Raw genomic sequence first — 20,507 nt, 5'->3', positions numbered from 1 at the left:
GGGAGAATCTTCGCGGGCCACGAAAGCGCAGGTCAGGCGGGCTTCACGGAGGGGGTGGCGTGGGGTGCGTGGGGCGCCCGCCGCGGGCGGGACTCGTCGGCCGCGGGGGCGTGGTGGCGGTGGTGGGGGCGATGCGGACCGCCCGTGGGCGGGGCGGCGTGGTCGGCGTCGTCGTCGCCGTCGCCGTCGTCGCCCTTCTTCCCGTTGCCGCCCTTGTCACCTTTCCCGTTCTTGTCACCCTTCCCGTTCTTGCCGTTCTTGTCGCCCTTGTCGCCCTTGTCGCTCTTGACGCTGTTGCCGTCCTTGCCGTTCTTGTCGTCGCCCTTGCCGTTGCCGTCGCCCACGCCGCCGTGGGGGGCGCCCTCGTGGGTGGACTTCCCCGCGTCGCCGTGGTCCCCGCCGTCCCGGCCGCCGGTGCCGTTGCCGGTGCCGGTGCCCGCGAGGAGACCGCCGCAGTACTTCACGACCCGTGACGCTCCTCCGGCCGCCTCCGTGAGCGCGCGCCGGCGGGCGGCGTCGAGGGACTTGCCGGCCCGCACCTTGCGGCAGGAGGCGGCGAGGCGCGACCGGCTCCCGTCGGAACCGCCGGCCTCCCGGCCGCCGGGGTCGCGGTCCGCGGACCCGTCGTCGTCCCGCCCGGCGTCGCCGTCGGACGCGTCCGGGCCGGCACCGGGCCCCTTTCCGCCCTGCACGCCGTCCAGGGGCGCGGTCGGGGCGGGCGAACGGTCGGGGGAGGTCGCGGCCGAGGCGGTCGCGGCGGGTTCCGGTTCGGTCCGGTCGAACGGCGTCGGAAGCACTCCGGTTCCGGCCGCGACCGCCACCCCGCCGACCATGCCCACGGTCAGCGCGGCGGCCAGGCCGAGGCGCAGGGGGCGGCTCCAGCGCGCCCGCCGGGCGCCTTCGCCGCGCGGGCCGATGCGCACGACGTCGGTGTCGCGGAGCCCGGGAGCGGCACCGCGCCCGAGGGCGGCCCGCTCCTGCGCCGAGGCGTCGGCCCGCTCGGCGTGCACCTTGCGGAAGGCGGCCATCGCGGCGGCCTCGCCGGGGAGTTCCTCATCGGACGGCGCCGGCAGGGGGACCAGCGCACCGAGGGCCACGACGAGCCGCTCGGCCCGGTCGCGGGCCGCGGGGTCGGCACTCTCCAGACCCTCCAGCGGCTCTCCGCGCAGCAGGAACTCCGCCGTTTCGCGGTCCAGCCACTTGTCCTGCTCGTCGGCCATCACATGTCCTTCTGCGTCCGCGCACGCATATGCGTCACACTCGCGGACGTCACCGCACGGCCGTTCGGTTCTCGCTGCGGCGGCAGGGCCTCCAGCCCACCGCCCGATTCCGGATCGCCGCCCAGGAGCTCGGCCAGCCGCTTCAGGCCGCGGTGCGCCGCCGTGCGGACGGCACCGGGCCGCTTGCCGAGCGCCTCGGCGGCGCTCTTGGCGTCGAGGCCCACCACCACGCGCAGGACCACCGCCTCGGCCTGGTCCTGCGGCAGCCGGGCGATCAGCGAAAGGGTGCTGCCGGTGGCCAGGGCCTCGATCGCCTCGCCCGCGGTGTCGGACTCCGCGGGCCTGCCGGTCAGCTCCGTCTCGTCGCCGCCGATCACCGGGCGGCGGCCGCGCATGCGGATGTGGTCGAGCGCGCGGTTGCGGGCGATGCGGGCGGCCCAGCCGCGGAACCGGTCGGCGTCGCCGTCGAACCGCTCCAGGTCGCGGGCTATCTGCAGCCAGGCCTCGGACGCCACGTCCTCGGCGTCGGACTCCCCGACGAGCGTGCGCACGTACCCCAGCAGTCGCGGATGCACGGCGCGGTACACGGTCCGGAACGCGGACTCGTCCCCGTCCTGCGCCGCGCGCACCGCGACCGTCAGCTCCGCGTCGTCCCCCAGCACCGAGAAGCCTTTCTGCGCCTAAACCGGCGCCGCTCTCGCGGACGTGGTCCTCGCCGTCGTGGTGTCGCATGCGGCCGCGGTGGTCTCCCGCGGCCCCGTCGCGGGAGCGAGCCCCCCGCTGGTCGGCGCGAATGGCACGTTACGTCGTGAAACAGCCACTCGTCCATGTCCCGCTCGCATTGCCGTACAAGATGCAACTAACCCGTGACGCGGTGAGGTGTGACAGAAAACGCAGTCGCGGCGCTGAAGGGAGTAACGGGCCGCCGCGCGACCCGTGCCGCGCGACGGCCGGGGCCTCTCCTGTGGGGGGTGGCGGCTCCGGTCGTCGCCACGGTCCGCCCGGCCGTGCCGGTCCGCCGGACGCCGTCGGTCACGGGTGCCGGGCCGCCGAGGCGTCCCGGCACAGCAGCCGGAGCGACCCGTCCCCGGCGAAGCAGCGGCGGGCCTCGTCGATCGGGTCCCACAGGCGGCCGTCCGGGGTGCGGACCCAGTGGTCTCCACCGCTCGCCCACCACTCGCCGCCCGTCCGGCGCACGATCACCTCACCGGCGTACGCGCCGAGGTCCCGCAGTGCCGTCTGCACGGCGGCGTACGGCGGCCGTTCGCGCCGGATGCCGTCGATCACCCGGTCGACGCGCCACAGACTCTGTTCCGAGTAGTCCAGGCGCAGCCGGGCGCCCTCGCGCAGGGTGGCCACCGCGTCCGCCGCCCATCGCACGGGCTTCGATGCCGCCGCCGGGCGGGTCTGCTGCGGGCCGGTCGATCCGCTCGCCGCCCCGCCGGGTCCAGTCGTCGATCGGCTCGTCAATCCGCTGGTCACAGTCGTCACATGGGCTACAGCGCCGTGGGTCCGCGCCGCGTCACACGCCGGAGCCGGTCGTTCCGCAACCGGCGCAGGACCGCCCCACCTCCCCCACGTCCGCCGCACCGCCGCCGCGCGTTCACCTCAGGACGGTCACAGGCGGACCGGGGTTCAGCCCCGTCCGCGCGCCCGGCGGGAGACCACCGCCCGCAGCACCCGGCGCCCTTCCGTGGAGACCTCCAGGGCGGGGCGCAGCCCGGCCGCCCCGTGACCGGCGAGCAGCTCCAGGACGCACGTCTGGCGGCGCAGTTCCGCGGCGACGAGCGGTGACAGGCCCTCCGTGCCGCTGTCGCGGGGGACCTCGGTGCCCGGGGCCGCGTCCACCGCGGGGTCGAGGAGCCGGTGGATGCGGAGCGAGGCGACGGAACCGGTGTCGGCCCACGTCCGCACCGCCGCTCCGGAGCACTCGTCCGGCGCGGCGGCGAGCATGCCGCGGGCCAGCACCACGGCCTCGTCCTCGCCGGTGGCGCCGGGCCCGGCGAGCCTGTCCCGCACCTGTGCCAGGCCCTCGGCCCAGTCGCGTCCGGCCGCGTGGCCGGCGTCGTCGGCGAGGGCCGCCCACAGGGGCCTGAGCACCTCGTCGTCGCCGTCCAGCAGCGGGACGCAGCGATCCAAACAAGCCAGTCCGCTCGCGGCGAGTCCGCGTGCGTCGGCCCGCGCGATCAGTTCCACCAGGCTCATCGGGTGCCTCCCTGTTCCTGCCGCTGCGCCCCGCTCACCACCACGGAGCCCGCACTGACCCTTACTGCGTGCGACGGACCGGGAGTGTCACAGCGGCACGACGCCGAGCAGGTCGAGGAGCCGGAAGAAGAGGTTTTCAGCCACCGGACCGGAGAGCACGCCGGAGCCCCGGCCCGCGCCGGGCAGGTCGTCCGCACCCCGCTCCGAGGTGCGGCCGCGTCCACGACCACGCGGTCGCCGCCCTCGGACGACCGGCGTGCCGCCACCGGACGCCCGGCGTCAGTCGAGCCGGTCGGCCAGCGCCTTGAAGTCCGCCCAGGACAGCTCGGGCTTGCCGGCGTCCCACAGCTTCTGGACCGTCGCGGCCAGCGGCAGCCGGATGCCCTCGGCGACCTGGGCCTGCGTCTGGGCGCTGGGGAAGTCGCCCCAGACGGCGAAGCTGCCGCCGAGGATCTGGTCGTCGTACTTGGCGTCGACGGCCGTGGTGCCGCGCAGGACGCGCGGGGTCCACTGCTCGTAGATGCGCTCGCCGGTCGGGTAGACGAAGGTCTGCGGCTGGCCGAGCACGTAGTAGAGGAACTCGTCGTTGTAGTTGAGGACCTGGCGGCCGGCGCTCAGGTACTCCGCCGGCGGGCGGGCGCCGATCTCCTTGCCGGTCCAGTAGGCGACCTTGATGTCCTCGATCGGCTCGACGGACGTGTCCTTGAAGAAGCCGTCGTTCCACGCGCGCGGGGTGCGGTGGTGCGCCGTGACGGTCTTGGCGCGGCCGTTGAGCCAGCCGGTGGTGAGGTCGGAGACGGTGCCGTCCGAGCCGTAGGCCTTGCGGGCGGCGGCGGCCAGCGTGGGGTAGGACGCCTCGGGGTCGGGCACCACGAGCGCCTGGTACTCGTCGGCGCCCAGGTGGAACTGGGAGCCGGGGAAGAGGTCGGCGTACTCGTTCAGCAGGTCGTCGACGATCTTCGCGGCCTCCGGCTCGGAGATGTCTATGGCCCCGCGGGTCGGCGTGCCCTGCGCGTTGCGCAGCTGCAGGTCCGGGTGAGCGGCGATCACGGCGCCGAGGTGGCCCGGCGAGTCGATCTCGGGGACGACGGTGATGTGCCGCGAGGAGGCGAGATCGATGATCTCCTTCATCTCGGCCTTGGACAAATGCTCGTCCGAGACGATCTCGGGGTGCGAGTCGGACTCGATGCGGAAGGCCTGGTCGTCGGAGAAGTGCAGACCCAGCTCGTTGTACTTCAGGTCGCCCAGCTCGCGTATCCGGTCCTTGATCCAGCCGGCGTCGTAGTGCTTGCGGGCGATGTCGAGCGAGAAGCCGCGCTTGGGTTTGGCCGGCTCGTCGCGCACCACGCCCTCGGGCACGGTGCCGCCGCCGTCCGCCGCCTGCTTGAGGGTGCGGGTGCCGTAGTAGACGCCGGCCTCGGAGGGCCCGGTGACGGTGACCCGGCCGTCGCGCACGGTCATGGTGTACGACTCGGGGTTCGCCCCCTTGTCGGCCTTGACGTCGAGCAGCAGGTCCCCGGCGCGCTCGTCGTCCTTCTCCCCCGCGTACGTCATCCCCAGGTCGCCGGCGATCTGCTTCCCCTCGTCGGCGAGTCCGGCGTCGGCGACCACCACCCGGTGGTCCTCGGCGGGCTGCCAGCCGGGGCCGCGGGCCGGGGTGTGCTCGCGCACGGCGGGTATGGTGCGCGGCTCCTTCGACAGCGGGTAGGAGCGGCTGGGGCTGGGCGCGGCCGCCTCGCCCGACCGGGTCGCCGAACCCTGTGGGCCGCCGCCGTCGCCGTCTCCGTCGGCGGCCCACAGCCCGGCTCCGACGCCCAGCGCGGCGACGACCGCGCCGGCTATGACGGCCCGCTGTCTCGTCCTGTGTGCCGGTGTCCGGCTTCCGTGCTGGCTCACAGCGCCAACCTAAGGTCGCCGTTGCCATCATGCGTCCACCACATGTTCTGAAACTCTCCCGTTCGGGTGAAATTCGGGCATCGGACGGACACGCGTTGCCGTCACTCGATAACGTGACGCCACATCTTTCGCACAATCCCCTGCCGACACACACGTGAAGCCCACGAGGACCCACGCTGCCTGCGCACCGTCTCCCAGACCTCCCCCGCCGAGTGGCCATACCGGTACCGGAGCAAACACGCGCCACACCGGTGACGGCCACACCGCTGGGGCGCTTCAACGCGGCATCGGCCGAGGAGGCCACCCGGACCCTCCTCGCCTGCCTGAGCAGCCGCGCCTGGGCCCACCGCCTCGCCTCCCACCGCCCGTACCCGGACCTGCCCGCCCTCCTGGCGGCGGCGGACGAGGCGGCCTACGACCTCTCCCCGGACGACCTGACGGAGGCCCTGGCCGCGGAGACGCTGCCCGCCCTGCCCGAGGACACGTACGCGGCCGCCCACACGGCCCTGAGCGCGGCCCACGCGGCCTACGAGTCCCGATTCGGACACGTGTTCGTCATCAGCCTGGCCGGCCTGTCCCCGGACGAGACCCTGGACCACGTACTGACGGCCATCCGGTCACGTTTGAACAACGACCCGGACGAAGAACGCCTGGTAGCGGCAGAGGAACTCCGGCACCTGGCAAGAGGCAGATTGATCAGCACGCTCAGGGGCGCGGGGAACTGCGCGACCAGCCACTGACCGCCCGCACCCGGCAAACCACACAAACCCCCACCCCAGTGGCCGCCCGGCACCAACCGCACTGCTCCTTTGAGTGCAACTTTGATCACACAAGCAGGCCCCCCGTAAGCACCGCAGGCACACGTCGCTACCATGCTGGGGGCCGGTGGACCGTACCCGGCCGGGCCCGACCGACAAGGAAAGCCGGCGCGGCCCCAACCCCCGCTCCCGGAGGAAATTTCCGTGCCGGCTGGAACGCTGTACCGCGGCCGGGAAGGAATGTGGTCCTGGGTGGCTCACCGAGTCACCGGCGTCCTCATCTTCTTCTTCCTGTTCGTTCACGTGCTGGACACCTCTCTCGTACGGGTGTCCCCCGAGGCCTACGACACCGTCGTGGCCACGTACAAGACGCCGATCGTCGCGCTGCTGGAGTACGGCCTCGTCGCCGCCATCCTCTTCCACGCGCTCAACGGCCTGCGTGTCATCGCCGTCGACTTCTGGGTCAAGGGCGCCCGCTACCAGAAGCAGATGCTCTGGACCGTCGTCGCCCTGTGGGTCGTGCTGATGCTCGGGGCGATCTACCCCGTCCTCGGCCACGCCGCTCGTGAACTGTTCGGGAGCTGACGCCAATGTCCACGACTGAATCCCCCGCTTCCGGGATCGGCCCCGTCGAGGGTGCCTCCCTCTACTCGGTCGACAACCCGGCGCCGCTCATCGAAGCGCCCCGCGCCCGCACGAAGAAGTCCCCGAAGTCCACCCGGGGCAACTTCGAGATGGCCGCCTGGCTCTTCATGCGCCTGTCCGGCGTCGTGCTGGTCGTCCTGGTCCTCGGCCACCTGCTGATCCAGCTGGTGCTCGACGGCGGTGTCTCCAAGATCGGCTTCGCCTTCGTGGCCGGCCGCTGGGCCTCGCCGTTCTGGCAGGTCTGGGACCTCCTGATGCTCTGGCTCGCGATGCTGCACGGCGCGAACGGCCTGCGCACGGTCATCAACGACTACGCGGAGCGCCCGAACACCCGCCTGTGGCTCAAGGGCCTGCTCTACACCGCCACGGTGTTCACCATCCTGCTGGGCACGCTGGTGATCTTCACCTTCGACCCGAACATCCGCTAGGCACGGGGCTGCGAAAATCATGAAGGTACACAAGTACGACACCGTCATCGTCGGCGCCGGTGGCGCCGGCATGCGCGCGGCCATCGAGTCGACCAAGCGCAGCCGCACCGCCGTGCTGACGAAGCTCTACCCCACCCGCTCCCACACGGGCGCCGCGCAGGGCGGCATGGCCGCCGCGCTGGCCAACGTGGAGGAGGACAACTGGGAGTGGCACACCTTCGACACGGTCAAGGGCGGTGACTACCTGGTCGACCAGGACGCCGCCGAGATCCTGGCGAAGGAGGCCATCGACTCGGTCCTCGACCTGGAGAAGATGGGCCTGCCGTTCAACCGGACCCCGAACGGCACGATCGACCAGCGCCGCTTCGGCGGGCACAGCCGCAACCACGGTGAGGCGCCGGTCCGCCGGTCCTGCTACGCGGCCGACCGCACCGGTCACATGATCCTCCAGACGCTGTACCAGAACTGCGTGAAGGAGGGCGTGGAGTTCTTCAACGAGTTCTACGTCCTCGACCAGCTGATCACCGAGGTCGACGGCGTCAAGAAGTCGGCCGGTGTGGTGGCCTACGAGCTGGCGACCGGCGAGATCCACGTCTTCCAGGCGAAGTCCGTGATCTACGCCTCCGGCGGCACCGGCAAGTTCTTCAAGGTGACCTCCAACGCGCACACGCTGACCGGTGACGGCCAGGCGGCCGTGTACCGGCGCGGGCTGCCGCTGGAGGACATGGAGTTCTTCCAGTTCCACCCGACCGGCATCTGGCGCATGGGCATCCTGCTGACGGAGGGCGCCCGCGGTGAGGGCGGCATCCTCCGCAACAAGGACGGCGAGCGCTTCATGGAGAAGTACGCGCCGGTCATGAAGGACCTCGCGTCCCGTGACGTCGTCTCGCGCTCCATCTACACGGAGATCCGCGAGGGCCGCGGCTGCGGTCCCGAGGGCGACCACGTCTACCTGGACCTCACCCACCTCCCGCCGGAGCAGCTGGACGCCAAGCTGCCCGACATCACGGAGTTCGCGCGGACCTACCTCGGCATCGAGCCCTACACGGACCCGATCCCGATCCAGCCGACCGCGCACTACGCCATGGGCGGCATCCCGACCAACGTCGAGGGTGAGGTCCTCGCGGACAACACCACCGTCGTCCCCGGCCTGTACGCGGCCGGCGAGGTCGCCTGCGTGTCCGTGCACGGCGCCAACCGCCTGGGCACCAACTCGCTGCTCGACATCAACGTCTTCGGCCGCCGCGCGGGCATCGCCGCCGCGGAGTACGCGCAGAAGGCGGACTTCGTCGAGCTGCCCGAGGACCCGGAGTCCCTGGTCGTCGAGCAGATCGAGCGGCTGCGCTCGTCCACCGGCACCGAGCGGGTGGCGACGATCCGCCGCGAGCTGCAGGAGTGCATGGACGCCAACGTCATGGTGTTCCGCACCGAGCAGACGATCAAGACGGCCGTCGAGAAGATCGCCGAGCTGCGCGCCCGCTACAAGAACGTGTCGATCCAGGACAAGGGCCGGCGTTTCAACACCGACCTGCTGGAGGCCGTCGAGCTGGGCAACCTGCTGGACCTGGCCGAGGTGATGGCGGTGTCCGCCCTCGCCCGCAAGGAGTCGCGCGGCGGCCACTACCGCGAGGACTTCCCCAACCGCGACGACGTCAACTTCATGCGCCACACCATGGCGTACCGCGAGGTGGGCGACGACGGCGCCGAGTCCATCCGGCTCGACTACAAGCCGGTCGTCCAGACCCGCTACCAGCCGATGGAGCGTAAGTACTGATGGCTACCCCTGTCATGGAGAAGAGCGACAAGGCCCCCGAGCCCGGCTTCGCCGACTCCCCGTACATCACGGTCACCTTCCGCGTCCGGCGGTTCAACCCCGAGGTCGCCGCCGACGCGACCTGGGAAGACTTCCAGCTGGAGATCGACCCGAAGGAGCGCGTCCTCGACGCGCTGCACAAGATCAAGTGGGACCTGGACGGAAGCCTGACCTTCCGCCGTTCCTGCGCGCACGGCATCTGCGGCTCGGACGCCATGCGGATCAACGGCAAGAACCGCCTGGCCTGCAAGACCCTGATCAAGGACCTCAGCCCCGAGAAGCCGATCACGGTCGAGCCCATAAAGGGCCTGACGGTCCTCAAGGACCTGGTCGTCGACATGGAGCCGTTCTTCCAGGCGTACCGGGACGTGATGCCCTTCCTGATCACGAAGGACACCAACGAGCCGACGCGTGAGCGCCTCCAGACCGCCGAGGACCGCGAGCGCTTCGACGACACGACCAAGTGCATCCTGTGCGCCGCCTGCACGTCGTCGTGCCCGGTGTTCTGGAACGACGGCCAGTACTTCGGCCCGGCCGCGATCGTCAACGCCCACCGCTTCATCTTCGACTCGCGCGACGAGGCCGGCGAGCAGCGGCTGGAGATCCTGAACGACCGCGACGGCGTGTGGCGCTGCCGTACGACCTTCAACTGCACGGACGCCTGCCCGCGCGGCATCGAGGTCACCAAGGCCATCGCGGAGGTGAAGCGAGCGCTGATCACGCGCCGCTTCTGACGTCCGTCCGGCCGTAGCCGCCGCAGGGCCCCGTCTCCCCACCGGAGACGGGGCCCTGCGGCGTTCCCGTGGCCTCCTGGGGCCTCCTGGGACCTACCTGGGGCCGGGCCGCGCCGCCCCCGCCGCCGTCGCTGCGGCCGGACGGCGTACGCCCGCAGCGGGCTCGCAGGGGCAATCAGCCGTTCCGGGCGACGATCGTCCTAGCCTGACGCCATGTCAGATGACGAGTCGTACGAACTGCTCGGGTTCGACAACGTGCTGCTGCCCGTCGGGGACCTCGGTGAGGCCGTCGGGTTCTACGAGCGGGCCGGCTTCCCGGTCGCCTACCGGCTCGACGAGGCCGGGATCGCGCTGCTGAAGGCGGGCGTGGAGACGCCGGGGCTGCTGCTGCGGGCGGAGGAGGAGTTCGGCCGGCAGCCTCCGATGTGGCCCTCGGCGCGGGTGTGGCTGGAGGTCACCGACGCCCGCGTGGCCGCCCGCGCGCTGCGCGAGGCGGGGGTGCCGCCGCTGGACGAGCCGTTCCCCGTGGCCACCGGCTGGACCGTCGAGTTCGCCGATCCGTGGGGCAACGTCATCGGCCTCACCGACTACTCGAAGCGGCCGGAGCTGGGCCGCCGCCCCTGAGCCCGTCCGCGTCGGCGGATCCGGCTTGAACGTGTTCAAAAACAGGTCTACAGTCCTTCCCGTCAGCGTTTTGAACGCGTTCAAGAAGGGGTGGGGCATGGACCGCACCGTCATCGCCTACGTCATCTACCTGGTCGTCAGCATCGGTCTGACCGTCTGGGTGGCCCGCACGCTCAGCCGCAACGGACGGGTCTTCCTCTCCGACGTCCTGCACGGCAACGAGAAGCTCGCCGACGCCGTCAACCACCTCCTGGTGGTCGGCTTCTACCTCGTCAACCTCGGCTTCGTCGCCCTCTACCTGAGCGGCGACGGCACCATCGCCGACACCCGGGGCATCTTCGAGGCGCTCTCGACCAAGCTCGGCGTGGTGCTGCTGGTGCTCGGCGTGATGCACCTGGGCAACGTGTACGTGCTCAACAAGATCCGGCGGCGCGGCCTGATGGAGCGCGAGCAGCTGCCCCCCGTCCCGCCGCAGGGCTGGGTGGCCCCGACGGCCGGGGCCTGACCCGATGGCTCCCGCTCCGGGGACGACGGCCGGCGCCCCCGTGCGCCGGCTCACCGTCCTCTACGACGCCGAGTGCGCCCTGTGCGTCCACGTGCGGGACTGGCTGCTGCGCCAGCCCCGGCTGGTGCCGCTGGAGCTGGTCCCGGCCGCGTCCGCCGAGGCCCGCCGGCGCTTCCCCGGGCTCGACCACGGCTCCACCCTCGACGAGGTCACCGCCGTGGGCGACGCCGGACAGGTCTACCGGGGCGCCGCCGCCTGGGTGGTCGTCCTGTGGGCGCTGCGCGGGTACCGCGGGCTCTCCCACCGCCTCAGCACGCCCAAGGGCGCCCTGCTGGCCCGGGGGGCCGTCCTGGCCGCGGCCAGGTGGCGCGCCGGGCAGCGGCAGTGGGGCGGCAACGGGTACCGCCGGGCCGACGGCTGGGTCTACGAGCCGGGTCTCGGGTGGATCTACGCCGGGCCGGGCTGTGACGACGGCACCTGCGCCACTGGATAGGCTCTGGACCCGTGCCTGCGACCAACGACGGCCCCGACGACGGCGCCCACCTCAGCAAGTCCGAGCAGACCCGCGCGCTGATCCTGGAGACGGCCATGCGGCTGTTCCAGGAACGCGGTTACGACCGGACCACGATGCGGGCCATCGCCCAGGAGGCCGGGGTCTCCGTCGGCAACGCGTACTACTACTTCGCCGGCAAGGAACACCTGATCCAGGGCTTCTACGACCGGATCGCCGCCGAGCACCGGGCGGCGGTCCGCGAGGTCCTGGCCAGGGAGACCGACCTGGAGGCACGGCTTGCGGGCGTGCTGAAGGTCTGGCTGGACATCGCCACGCCGTACCACGAGTTCGCGGTGCAGTTCTTCAAGAACGCCGCCGACCCGGACAGCCCGCTCAGCCCCTTCTCGCCGGAGTCGGAGCACGCGCGCGTGGAGGCCATCGGCATCCACCGCGCGGTACTGGCCGGGGCGAAGACCAAGGTGCCCGACGATCTGCGGGACATCCTGCCGGAGCTGATGTGGCTCTCCCAGATGGGCCTCGTGCTGTACTGGATCTTCGACCGCACCGAGGGCCGCGAGCGCAGCTACCGCCTCGCCGAGCGCGGCGCCCGGCTCACCGCGCGGGGCGTCGTGCTGGCCCGCTTCCGGGTGCTGCGCCCGCTGGTGCGCGAGGTGCACGAGCTGTTCACGGACTTCCTGCCGGGCATGACCAAGGCGTTTCCCGACCCGGCCGGCCGCAAGCCCGCGGATCAGGCCTGACGGGACGCCAGCTCGATCACCGTGATGTCCGACGGCGCCCCCACGCGCGTGGGCGGGCCCCAGGCGCCCGCGCCGCGGCTGACGTAGAGCTGCGTGTCGCCGTAGCGCTCCAGCCCGGCCAGCGTCGGGTTGGCGGCGCCCGCGATGAGACTGCCGGGCCAGAGCTGACCGCCGTGGGTGTGGCCGGACAGCTGGAGGTCGACGCCGTGGTCGACGGCGTCGTGGATCTGCACCGGCTGGTGGGCGAGGAGCACGCAGGCGCGGGAGCGGTCCCGGTCGCCGAGGGCCTTGGCGTAGTCGGGACCCTGGCCCTCGTCCTCGCCCGCCACGTCGTTGACGCCGGCGAGGTCGAAGTGGGGCAGTTCGGTGCGGGCGTTCTCCAGCGGGAGCAGCCCGAGCCGCCGCACCTCGGCGACCCACTGCTCGGCGCCGGAGAAGTACTCGTGGTTGCCGGTGACGAAGTACGCGCCGTGCCGGGCCTGCAACCGGGACAGCGGTGCGGCGGCCGGGCCGAGGTCCTTCACGCTGCCGTCGACCAGGTCGCCGACGACGGCGATCAGGTCGGGCTGCGTCGAGTTGACGGTGTCGACGACCTTCTGGGCGAAGCCCCGCCCGAGCACCGGGCCCAGGTGGATGTCGCTGACGACGGCGATGCGGAAACCGTGCGCCGCGCGCGGGAGCTTGGCCAGCGGCACGGTGACCCGCTTCACCTTCGGGCCGCTCAGCACCCCGTACGTGCCGTAGCCGACCGTGCCGACGGCCGCCGCCGCGGCGGCGCCGGCGACGACGCGGGAGACGAACAGGCGGCGGGAGGGGAGGGCCAGGGGGCTCGGAGAGCCGCTTCCCGGGGCGGGGTCCGGGGCGTCGGGCGTGTCGGTCTCGGGCCTGCCGGGCACGGGCGGGTCGGATGTCTCGCGTGCCTCGGATGCCACGGACGTCTCGGACGTCTCGGTGTTCTCGGACGCCTTCGGCGGGGCCGCTCCCCCCGCCGGTATGCGCTCCGCGTCAGCGGCGGGAGCGGCCGACGGCTCCGCCGCCTCCCCGGTCCGCCGCGCGGCCGCCCGGCGTTCCAGGAGCCGCAGCAGCAGCGGCCGGACGACCTCGCCCGCGACCACCGCGAGCAGCAGGTAGATCGACAGGGCCAGCCACAGGAAGCCCGGCCAGGCGAGCACCCGCTGGAGCCAGAACGGGGCGCCGGCGCGCTCGGCGACCAGGGCCCCGACCGCCAGCACCCAGCCTCCGGCGATCACGGCCGCGCCGATCCGGCGCGCGGGGCCCGGAGCGCGGGTCGTGTCACGGAACAGGCGCAGCCACAGGTACCGGTTGGCCGCCACGAGGACGCCCACCACCAGCAACGCGACCAGCACGAAGACGACCACCATGCCGTCGTATCCCCTCGGTTGTGACGCCCGGGAGGTCCGGGGCGTCCTCGACGCCTATGACGTTCGGCGCAGTGCGCGCACCCCGCGCAACCCGATGATCCCGACGACCGTCCCCAATACGAAGGAGACGATCGCGAGCAGCAGGTGCACCCAGAAGTAGGCCGTCGGGTCGCCGTCCTCGAAAGCGAGCCCGCTGCCGTCCTTGACCAGGTTTTTGACGAAAGTGATCCAGATGATCCAGCTCCACACCCCGAAAGCGAGCAGGAACCAGGAGACGGGGCGGCTGAGTTTCACAAGAACGGACCTTTCCTCGGAACGCCGGGCACCCGGGACCGGCCGGGGGTCCGGGGGTTGTCCCCCGGACGAGCACGGCATGGGTTCAGTATCTCCGCCGCGTGTCCGGAACCGTGCGCGGGGTGGGGAGGGGGCTGGGACGGCTCCGCCCTCGGAGGGTACGTTTCCGCTCGTGCCCGCTCCCAAGAAGGCCCTCAGGCGCTCCCTGACGGTCACCTCCGCCGCCCTGACCGCTCTGGCCGTCCTCTCCCCCGCCGCGCTCGCCGCACCGGACCCGTCGGCGAGTCCGTCGACGAGCCCCTCGGCCACTCCCCCGGCGTCGATGTCGACGGTCGGCGGCCCGCGGCTCGGGAAGCCCGGGACGCAGGTGGGGCTGGCGGGCGGTGCGCCCGTGCTGCCGAAGGACCTCACCGCCCGGTCGTGGATCGTGGCGGACGCCGAGTCGGGCGACGTGCTGGCCGCGCACAACGCGCACTGGCGGCTGGCCCCGGCGAGCACGCTGAAGATGCTGTTCGCGGACACGCTGCTGCCGAAGTGGCCGAAGACGACGAAGCGCAAGGTCGAGGTCTCCGACCTCGCGGGCATCGGTGCCGGGTCCAGCCTGGTCGGGGTCAAGGAGGAGGAGACCTACACCGTCCACGACCTGTGGCTCGGGGTCTTCCTGCGCTCCGGCAACGACGCGGTGCACGTCCTGTCCGCCATGAACGGCGGCGTCGACCGGACCGTCGACGACATGAACGCCCACGCCGAGGAGCTGCAGGCCCTCGACACCACCGCCGTCAGCCCCGACGGCTACGACATGCCGGGGCAGGTGTCCTCCGCGTACGACCTCACGCTGTTCGCCCGTTCGGGGCTGCAGAAGAAGGACTTCCGCGAGTACGCCTCCACCGTCCGGGCGAAATTCCCGGGCGAGACGGAGAAGGACAAGAAGGGCAAGACGTCCCGCAAGCCCTTCGAGATCCAGAACACCAACCGGCTCCTGTCCGGCGACTACGACATCGACGTCTACCCGGGCATCGCGGGCGTGAAGAACGGCAACACCACCAACGCGGGCTCGACCTTCACGGGCGTCGCCGAGCGCGACGGCCGGGTGCTGCTCGTCACCGTGATGCACCCGGCGAAGGACGAGCACAACGAGGTCTACAAGGAGACCGCCCGGCTCTTCGACTGGGGCTTCGAGGCGGCCGGCAAGGTGCAGCCGGTGGGGCAGCTGGTGGGTCCGAAGAGCGCCGGCCGGGGAAGTCCCGCGCCCGACGCCTCCGGGGAGGCAGGGGGCACCGGCAAGGGCTCCGCGGACACGAAGCCGGTGGCGGCGACGACCGGGGGCGGGGCCGGCGGGGTCGGGATCGCGGCGGGCATCACCGCCGGGGTGCTAGTGCTGCTCGCGGGCGGCGTGTTCCTGATCAACCGGAAGTGGCCGCTGCCGGACCTGGTCCGCCGCCGCTCCCGTCCGTGACCCCCTCGTCCGCGACCTCCTCCCGCTTGCTGCCCGTCGCCGTCCAGGAGGCGCAGTACAGCACCAGCTTCGCGGTGAAGTTGATCCACAGCAGGAGGGCGACGGGGACGCCGAAGGCGCCGTACATGCTCTTCGCCGCGACGCCCTGGATGTAGCCGCTGAGCAGCAGCTTCAGCAGTTCGAAGCCGATCGCTCCGGTCAGCGCGGCCACCACCAGGCGGCGGCGTTCGGGCTGGACGCCGGGGAGCAGGGTCAGCACGTAGAGCAGCAGCAGGAAGTCGGCCAGCACGGCGACGGCGAAGGCGGCGACGTAGAGCAGGACGCCGCCGAGGCCGCCCTCGGCGAGGCCCAGGGTGCGGATGATCCAGCCGACCAGCGCCGAGGCGACGGTGGAGATGCCGACGGTGATCAGCAGGGCGCCGCCGAGGCCGAGGAGAACGCCCCCGTCCTTGACCCGGTGCAGGATCGGGTTGTCCTCCTCGTCGGGCAGCTCCCAGACGGCCCGCAGGCAGTCCCGGGTGGCCTCGACCCAGCCCATGCCGGTGAACAGCAGCAGGAGGGCGGAGATCACGCCGACGGTTCCGGCGTTGTCGACGAGGCCCTGGATGTTCAGCTGGTCGGAGATGCCGGGGATCTGGTCGGCGAGCTTGTCCTGGAGCTTGTCCTGCTGGTCCTTGGTGAGCGTGGCGGCGGCGACGGCGGCGGCCAGGCTCAGCAGCGGGAAGAGCGCGACGAAGCTGGTGAAGGTCATGGCGGCGGCCAGCCGGGTCCATTTGACCCGGTCGAGACGCTCGTACGAGCGCCACGCGTGCGTGATCATCAGGCGCGCGATCCAGGGTCCCACGACGGGGATCTTCTTCAGCCAGTCCATGATCCGACCCTGCCCCCGCTCGTCCCGTTCCATGATCCCGTCCGGCCGCCGGACCGGCCGCCGGATCCGCCGGCGCACTCGGCGGGAGCGGTCCCGGACCGGAAGACCAGTGTCCTTGTGCCCCAGAAGCGCAGGATCGTGCCCAGGAACATGCCGACTCCGGCACCGGAGACCGTGTCGGCGCGCTGCGAGGTGAGACCGAGCCCGTAGTGGCTGACGACCAGGCAGAGCAGCTGTACGGCCGCGCCCGCGGCGTTCACGGCGAAGAACACGGCGCAGGGGCGCAGGCCGCGGGGGCGCCCGACGTGGCGGTAGGTGCCCAGCGCGTTGCCCGCGTAGGCGACCGAGCAGCCGGCGACGAAGGAGAGGGTCTTGGCGGTGAGCGGGCCGAGGCCGGCCGGGCCGCGCAGGCAGGTGAAGAGGCCGAGGTCGACGGTCCAGGCGAGCAGACCGACGGAGGCGAAGCCCAGCAGTTCGCGCCGGCCGGCTACCAATTGGCCACCGCCAGCCCGTACATCGCGAGCCAGACCGCGCCGATCAGCGCGAGGGCGCGGTCGCGCAGGACGACGTCCTCGGGCTCGCCGGCGGTGCCGCGGTCGGCGAAGACGGCATAGCGCAGGACGGCGAGGACGAAGGCGACCATGGACAGCTGGCGCCAGGGCAGCACGCTGGTGTGCGGGACGCCGCCCTCCTCCATGGCCCACAGGCAGTAGCCGAGCACGGCGACGCCGGCGGCCAGCTGCCAGACGAAGCGGAGGTAGCCGGTGGTGTACTCGGTGAGCAGGGCGCGGGTGGCGCCCGCCTTCCCGGCCATCTGCACTGCTTCGGAGTACCGCTTGGCGGCGACCATGAACAGGGCGCCGAAGCCGGTCGTGATGAGGAACCAGCGCGACAGCGGGATGCCGAGCGCGAGCCCGCCGATCATCGCCCGCATCAGGAAGCCGGTGGTGACGACGGCGAGGTCGACGACCAGGACGTGCTTGAGACTGACGCAGTACGCCAGTTGCATCACCAGGTAGGCGGTCAGCAGGGCCGCGACGGGCGGCGGGCACAGCCAGGCCGCGGCGACGGGCGCGAGGAGGCCCAGGACGCCGCCGACGGCGTAGGCCAGCGGCACCGGGACCTGTCCGGCGGCGACCGGGCGGTGCCGTTTGACGGGGTGGGCGCGGTCGGCCTCGGCGTCGCGGGCGTCGTTGACGAGGTAGACGGCGGCGGCGCAGGCGGTGAACAGCACGAAGACGAGCGCGAGGCGGGTCAGGGCGTGGCCGGAGAACAGCTCGCCCGCGGCGGCCGGGGCGGCGACGACCAGGACGTTCTTGATCCACTGGCGGGGGCGTGCGGTGCGCAGCAGCCCGGCCGGGACGCCTCCCGTGCGGGGCGGCGCGGGCTCCCGTCCCTGGTCCGGGGCGCGTGGGGGCAGGACGGCGGTGTCGGTGGGGGCCGCGTCGGTGAGGGTCGTGTCGGTCAACGGGTGCCTCCGCGCATCCAGTCGGCGCCGAGCCGGGCGGTGAGCGCGCCGAGGGCGGCGCCCGCCGCGACGTCGGAGGGGTAGTGGACGCCGGCGACCAGCCGGGAGGCGCACACGGCGGCGGCGAGCGGCCAGGCGGCCCGCACCCCGAGCGCCCCGAAGACGACGGCGGCCGCGGTGGCCGAGGTGGCGTGGGAGCTGGGGAAGGAGTGCCGGCCCGCGGTGCGCACCAGGGGCACGACGTGCGCGGGGCGGGGGCGGCGCACCACGCGCTTCACCCCCATGCTGGCGAGGTGGGCGCCCGCGGTGAGCGCGGTGCCGCGCAGCCAGGCCGTGCGCCGGGGCGCGTCCACGGCGGCCGCGGTGAGACCCGCCGCGAGCCACAGCGCCCCGTGCTCCCCCGCCCAGGACAGGGCGCGCGCCGCGCCCGCGACGCGCGGGTCGGTGCCGCAGGCCCTGAGCGCGGTGACGATCCGGTGGTCCATGTCGTCGAGGTCGTCCATGTGGACTCACTGTTCCCGCCCGCGCCACGGGAAGGTGGGCACTCCGGAGCGACATACCATTAATCACCCGTTTCAGGGACGGCCTGAATGTTTTGGAACTAATCATTCACATAGGGGCGATACGGTCACCGCCATGTCTGCCGACACCGTTCCCGGCACCGACCGGGACCCCGGCGCCCACCGCCCCGACGCCGACTGGGGCACCGTCACCGGCTGGGGCCGCACCGCGCCCACCGGGGCACTCGTCGTCCGTCCGCGGACGTACGAGGAGGCGGCCGTCGCCGTCCGGGACTGCGGGGCGCGCGGCGGCATCGCGCGCGGGCTCGGGCGGGCGTACGGGGACGCGGCGCAGAACGCGGGGGGTGCCGTGCTCGACATGACGGCCCTGGACCGCGTGCACGCGATCGACGCCGCCGGCGGCACCGTGCTGTGCGACGCCGGGGTCTCCCTGCACCGGCTGATGGAGGTGCTGCTGCCGCTCGGCTGGTTCGTGCCGGTGACGCCCGGCACCCGCTACGTGACGGTCGGCGGCGCGATCGGCGCGGACATCCACGGCAAGAACCACCACGTGTCGGGGTCGTTCGCGCGGCACGTGCTCTCGCTGGAGCTGCTCACCGCCGACGGCACGGTCCGCACCGTCACCCCGGGCACCCCCCTGTTCGACGCGACGGCGGGCGGCATGGGGCTGACCGGGGTGATCCTCACCGCGACGCTGCGGCTCCAGCCGGTCGAGACGGCCCTGATGTCGGTGGACACCGAGCGGGCCGGCGACCTGGACGACCTGATGGCCCGGCTGACCGCCACCGACCACCGCTACCGCTACTCGGTCGCCTGGATCGACCTCCTCGCCCGCGGCAGGGCGACCGGCCGCGCGGTGCTCACCCGGGGCGACCACGCCCCGCTGGACGCGCTGCCGGCCCGCTCGCGCGCCCGGCGCGCGCCGCTGGCCTTCCGCACCTCCCGCCTGCCGGCCGCGCCCGACCTCGTGCCGGACGGACTGCTCGGCCGGACCACGGTGGGCCTCTTCAATGAGGTCTGGTACCGCAAGGCCCCCCGGGTGAGCCGGGGCCGTCTCCAGCGGATCTCCACCTTCTTCCACCCGCTGGACGGCGTCCCGCACTGGAACCGGGTCTACGGCCGGGGCGGTTTCGTGCAGTACCAGTTCGTCGTCGGGCACGGCCGGGAGGAGGCCCTGCGCGCGATCGTGCGGCGCATCTCCGCCCGCCGCTGCCCGTCCTTCCTCGCCGTCCTCAAGCGCTTCGGCGAGGCCGACCCGGGCTGGCTCTCCTTCCCCGTCCCGGGCTGGACCCTCGCCCTCGACATCCCGGCCGGGCTGCCCGGCCTCGGCGCGTTCCTGGACGAGCTGGACGAGGAGGTCGCGGACGCGGGCGGCCGGGTCTACCTCGCCAAGGACTCCCGGCTGCGCCCCGAGCTGCTCGCCGCGATGTACCCGCGCCTGGACGACTTCCGCGCCCTGCGCGCGGAGCTGGACCCGCGCGGGGTGTTCGTCTCCGACCTGGCCCGCCGCCTCGCGCTGTGACGCCCCTGCCCGCACCGACCTGTCTGGAGCAGTCGTGAAGGACGCCTTCGGCCTCCCCCAGTCCCTCCTCGTCCTCGGCGGTACGTCCGAGATCGCGCTCGCCACGGTGCGCCGTCTGGTGGCCCGCCGCACCCGCACGGTGTGGCTGGCCGGGCGGCCCTCCCCCGCCCTGGACGCGGCCGCCGACCAGCTGCGCGGCCTCGGCGCCGAGGTGCGCACGGTCGCCTTCGACGCGCTGGACCCCGAGTCCCACGACGCGACGCTCGGCAAGGTGTTCGCCGAGGGCGACGTCGACCTGGTGCTGCTCGCCTTCGGCATCCTCGGCGACCAGGCGCACGACGAGCGCGAGCCGCTGAACGCCGTGCGGGTCGCGCAGACCAACTACACCGGCGCGGTCTCCGCCGGGCTGGTCGCCGCCCGTTCGCTGCAGGCACAGGGGCACGGTTCGCTGGTGGTGCTCTCCTCCGTCGCCGGGGAGCGGGCCCGTCGCGCCAACTTCATCTACGGCTCCAGCAAGGCCGGCCTGGACGCCTTCGCGCAGGGCCTGGGCGACGCGCTGCACGGCACGGGCGTGCACGTCATGGTCGTACGCCCCGGGTTCGTGCGGTCGCGGATGACCGAGGGGATGGAGGAGGCGCCGCTCGCCACGACGCCCGAGGCGGTCGCGACGGCCATCGAGCTGGGGCTGCGCCGGCGCTCGGAGACGGTGTGGGTGCCGGGGGCGCTGCGGGTGGTGATGTCGGCGGTGCGGCACCTTCCGCGGGCGGTGTTCCGGCGGCTGCCGGTGTGAGGGGGGCGGAGTCCCGGCGGGGGGCGGTCTTCCGGCGGGAGGCGGTCTTCCGGCGGCGAGCGGTGTGAGGCTGTGGGGCGGCCTTGCGGCGGCTGCCCCGTCTGAGACCTGCGGGCGGTCTTCC

Annotated in this window: 23 protein-coding genes; 12 read left to right on the top strand and 11 right to left on the bottom strand. The window is 72.8% G+C overall.

Annotated elements, in window-relative coordinates:
* Positions 1-32: 32 nt before the first annotated feature.
* From EV562_RS18025 to EV562_RS18005, 5 genes are all read right to left on the bottom strand, one after another.
* Entirely contained in the window at positions 33-1,220 is a 1,188-nt protein-coding gene (locus tag EV562_RS18025; RefSeq protein WP_133887804.1) for a hypothetical protein, read from the bottom strand.
* A complete protein-coding gene (locus EV562_RS18020; protein WP_133887803.1) occupies positions 1,220-1,882 on the bottom strand; it encodes an RNA polymerase sigma factor in 663 nt (220 codons plus the stop codon). The genes EV562_RS18025 and EV562_RS18020 overlap by 1 nt, the downstream gene beginning before the upstream one ends.
* Before the next feature lie 370 nt (positions 1,883-2,252).
* Complete coding sequence (locus tag EV562_RS18015) at positions 2,253-2,600, bottom strand: hypothetical protein (RefSeq protein WP_208298369.1); 348 nt, start codon at positions 2,598-2,600, stop codon at positions 2,253-2,255.
* Positions 2,601-2,855: 255 nt separating this feature from the next.
* Complete coding sequence (locus EV562_RS18010; RefSeq protein ID WP_133887801.1) at positions 2,856-3,425, bottom strand: hypothetical protein; 570 nt, start codon at positions 3,423-3,425, stop codon at positions 2,856-2,858.
* Positions 3,426-3,704: 279 nt separating this feature from the next.
* A complete protein-coding gene (locus tag EV562_RS18005) occupies positions 3,705-5,321 on the bottom strand; it encodes a glycoside hydrolase family 20 protein (protein ID WP_133887800.1) in 1,617 nt (538 codons plus the stop codon).
* Positions 5,322-5,539: 218 nt separating this feature from the next.
* Between EV562_RS18005 and EV562_RS18000 the strand changes: the two genes are divergently transcribed.
* The 9 genes from EV562_RS18000 (at position 5,540) to EV562_RS17955 (ending at position 12,079) form a co-directional block, all read left to right on the top strand.
* Positions 5,540-6,061: a 2-oxo-4-hydroxy-4-carboxy-5-ureidoimidazoline decarboxylase gene (locus EV562_RS18000; RefSeq protein WP_347877075.1), complete on the top strand. Its 522-nt coding sequence runs from the start codon at positions 5,540-5,542 to the stop codon at positions 6,059-6,061.
* A 222-nt stretch (positions 6,062-6,283) separates the two neighbouring features.
* A complete protein-coding gene (sdhC, locus tag EV562_RS17995) occupies positions 6,284-6,664 on the top strand; it encodes a succinate dehydrogenase, cytochrome b556 subunit (protein ID WP_133887798.1) in 381 nt (126 codons plus the stop codon).
* A 5-nt stretch (positions 6,665-6,669) separates the two neighbouring features.
* Positions 6,670-7,152: a succinate dehydrogenase hydrophobic membrane anchor subunit gene (locus tag EV562_RS17990; protein ID WP_003974114.1), complete on the top strand. Its 483-nt coding sequence runs from the start codon at positions 6,670-6,672 to the stop codon at positions 7,150-7,152.
* A gap of 19 nt (positions 7,153-7,171) precedes the next feature.
* Entirely contained in the window at positions 7,172-8,926 is a 1,755-nt protein-coding gene (sdhA, locus tag EV562_RS17985; RefSeq protein ID WP_007444153.1) for a succinate dehydrogenase flavoprotein subunit, read from the top strand.
* Positions 8,926-9,699, top strand: coding sequence for a succinate dehydrogenase iron-sulfur subunit (locus tag EV562_RS17980; protein ID WP_133887797.1), 774 nt, complete (start codon positions 8,926-8,928; stop codon positions 9,697-9,699). The genes sdhA and EV562_RS17980 overlap by 1 nt, the downstream gene beginning before the upstream one ends.
* Positions 9,700-9,912: 213 nt before the next feature.
* Complete coding sequence (locus tag EV562_RS17970) at positions 9,913-10,323, top strand: VOC family protein (protein WP_133887795.1); 411 nt, start codon at positions 9,913-9,915, stop codon at positions 10,321-10,323.
* Between the two features lie 97 nt (positions 10,324-10,420).
* The gene (locus tag EV562_RS17965; RefSeq protein WP_133887794.1) at positions 10,421-10,828 is read left to right on the top strand and encodes a hypothetical protein; all 408 of its coding nucleotides are present in this window, start codon (positions 10,421-10,423) and stop codon (positions 10,826-10,828) included.
* A gap of 4 nt (positions 10,829-10,832) precedes the next feature.
* A complete protein-coding gene (locus EV562_RS17960) occupies positions 10,833-11,321 on the top strand; it encodes a DCC1-like thiol-disulfide oxidoreductase family protein (protein ID WP_133887793.1) in 489 nt (162 codons plus the stop codon).
* A gap of 11 nt (positions 11,322-11,332) precedes the next feature.
* On the top strand, positions 11,333-12,079 hold the full coding sequence (locus EV562_RS17955) for a TetR family transcriptional regulator (protein WP_133887792.1): 747 nt from the start codon (positions 11,333-11,335) through the stop codon (positions 12,077-12,079).
* On the opposite strand, the gene EV562_RS17950 is transcribed toward EV562_RS17955, so the two are convergent.
* Both EV562_RS17950 and EV562_RS17945 read right to left on the bottom strand, forming a co-directional pair.
* Positions 12,070-13,461 (bottom strand): metallophosphoesterase, encoded by a 1,392-nt coding sequence (locus EV562_RS17950; protein ID WP_133887791.1) that lies wholly within the window; start codon positions 13,459-13,461, stop codon positions 12,070-12,072. The genes EV562_RS17955 and EV562_RS17950 overlap by 10 nt on opposite strands.
* Before the next feature lie 54 nt (positions 13,462-13,515).
* Positions 13,516-13,755: a hypothetical protein gene (locus EV562_RS17945; RefSeq protein WP_133887790.1), complete on the bottom strand. Its 240-nt coding sequence runs from the start codon at positions 13,753-13,755 to the stop codon at positions 13,516-13,518.
* 172 nt (positions 13,756-13,927) lie between these two features.
* Between EV562_RS17945 and EV562_RS17940 the strand changes: the two genes are divergently transcribed.
* Entirely contained in the window at positions 13,928-15,211 is a 1,284-nt protein-coding gene (locus EV562_RS17940) for a D-alanyl-D-alanine carboxypeptidase (RefSeq protein ID WP_243860086.1), read from the top strand.
* On the opposite strand, the gene EV562_RS17935 is transcribed toward EV562_RS17940, so the two are convergent.
* The 4 genes from EV562_RS17935 to EV562_RS17920 are packed head-to-tail and all read right to left on the bottom strand — an operon-like array spanning position 15,159 to position 18,053.
* Positions 15,159-16,082, bottom strand: coding sequence for a YihY/virulence factor BrkB family protein (locus EV562_RS17935; RefSeq protein ID WP_243860085.1), 924 nt, complete (start codon positions 16,080-16,082; stop codon positions 15,159-15,161). The genes EV562_RS17940 and EV562_RS17935 overlap by 53 nt on opposite strands.
* Positions 16,070-16,576 carry a GtrA family protein gene (locus tag EV562_RS17930; protein WP_133887787.1) on the bottom strand — a complete coding sequence of 169 codons (507 nt, stop codon included), beginning with the start codon at positions 16,574-16,576 and terminating at the stop codon, positions 16,070-16,072. Before EV562_RS17930 ends, EV562_RS17935 begins: the two co-directional genes overlap by 13 nt.
* Entirely contained in the window at positions 16,570-17,502 is a 933-nt protein-coding gene (locus EV562_RS17925; protein ID WP_166661855.1) for a decaprenyl-phosphate phosphoribosyltransferase, read from the bottom strand. Before EV562_RS17925 ends, EV562_RS17930 begins: the two co-directional genes overlap by 7 nt.
* Positions 17,503-17,546: 44 nt before the next feature.
* A complete protein-coding gene (locus tag EV562_RS17920; RefSeq protein ID WP_133887785.1) occupies positions 17,547-18,053 on the bottom strand; it encodes a phosphatase PAP2 family protein in 507 nt (168 codons plus the stop codon).
* A 133-nt stretch (positions 18,054-18,186) separates the two neighbouring features.
* Between EV562_RS17920 and EV562_RS17915 the strand changes: the two genes are divergently transcribed.
* Both EV562_RS17915 and EV562_RS17910 read left to right on the top strand, forming a co-directional pair.
* Complete coding sequence (locus EV562_RS17915) at positions 18,187-19,593, top strand: FAD-binding oxidoreductase (RefSeq protein WP_133887784.1); 1,407 nt, start codon at positions 18,187-18,189, stop codon at positions 19,591-19,593.
* Positions 19,594-19,627: 34 nt separating this feature from the next.
* Positions 19,628-20,383 (top strand): decaprenylphospho-beta-D-erythro-pentofuranosid-2-ulose 2-reductase, encoded by a 756-nt coding sequence (locus EV562_RS17910; protein WP_133887783.1) that lies wholly within the window; start codon positions 19,628-19,630, stop codon positions 20,381-20,383.
* Positions 20,384-20,507 lie beyond the last annotated feature (124 nt).

Source organism: Streptomyces sp. BK208 (assembly GCF_004364245.1).
In the GTDB taxonomy this organism is placed as follows: domain Bacteria; phylum Actinomycetota; class Actinomycetes; order Streptomycetales; family Streptomycetaceae; genus Streptomyces.
Note: the sequence above shows the minus strand (reverse complement) of the source record. Positions and strands in the feature narration are given on the sequence as shown.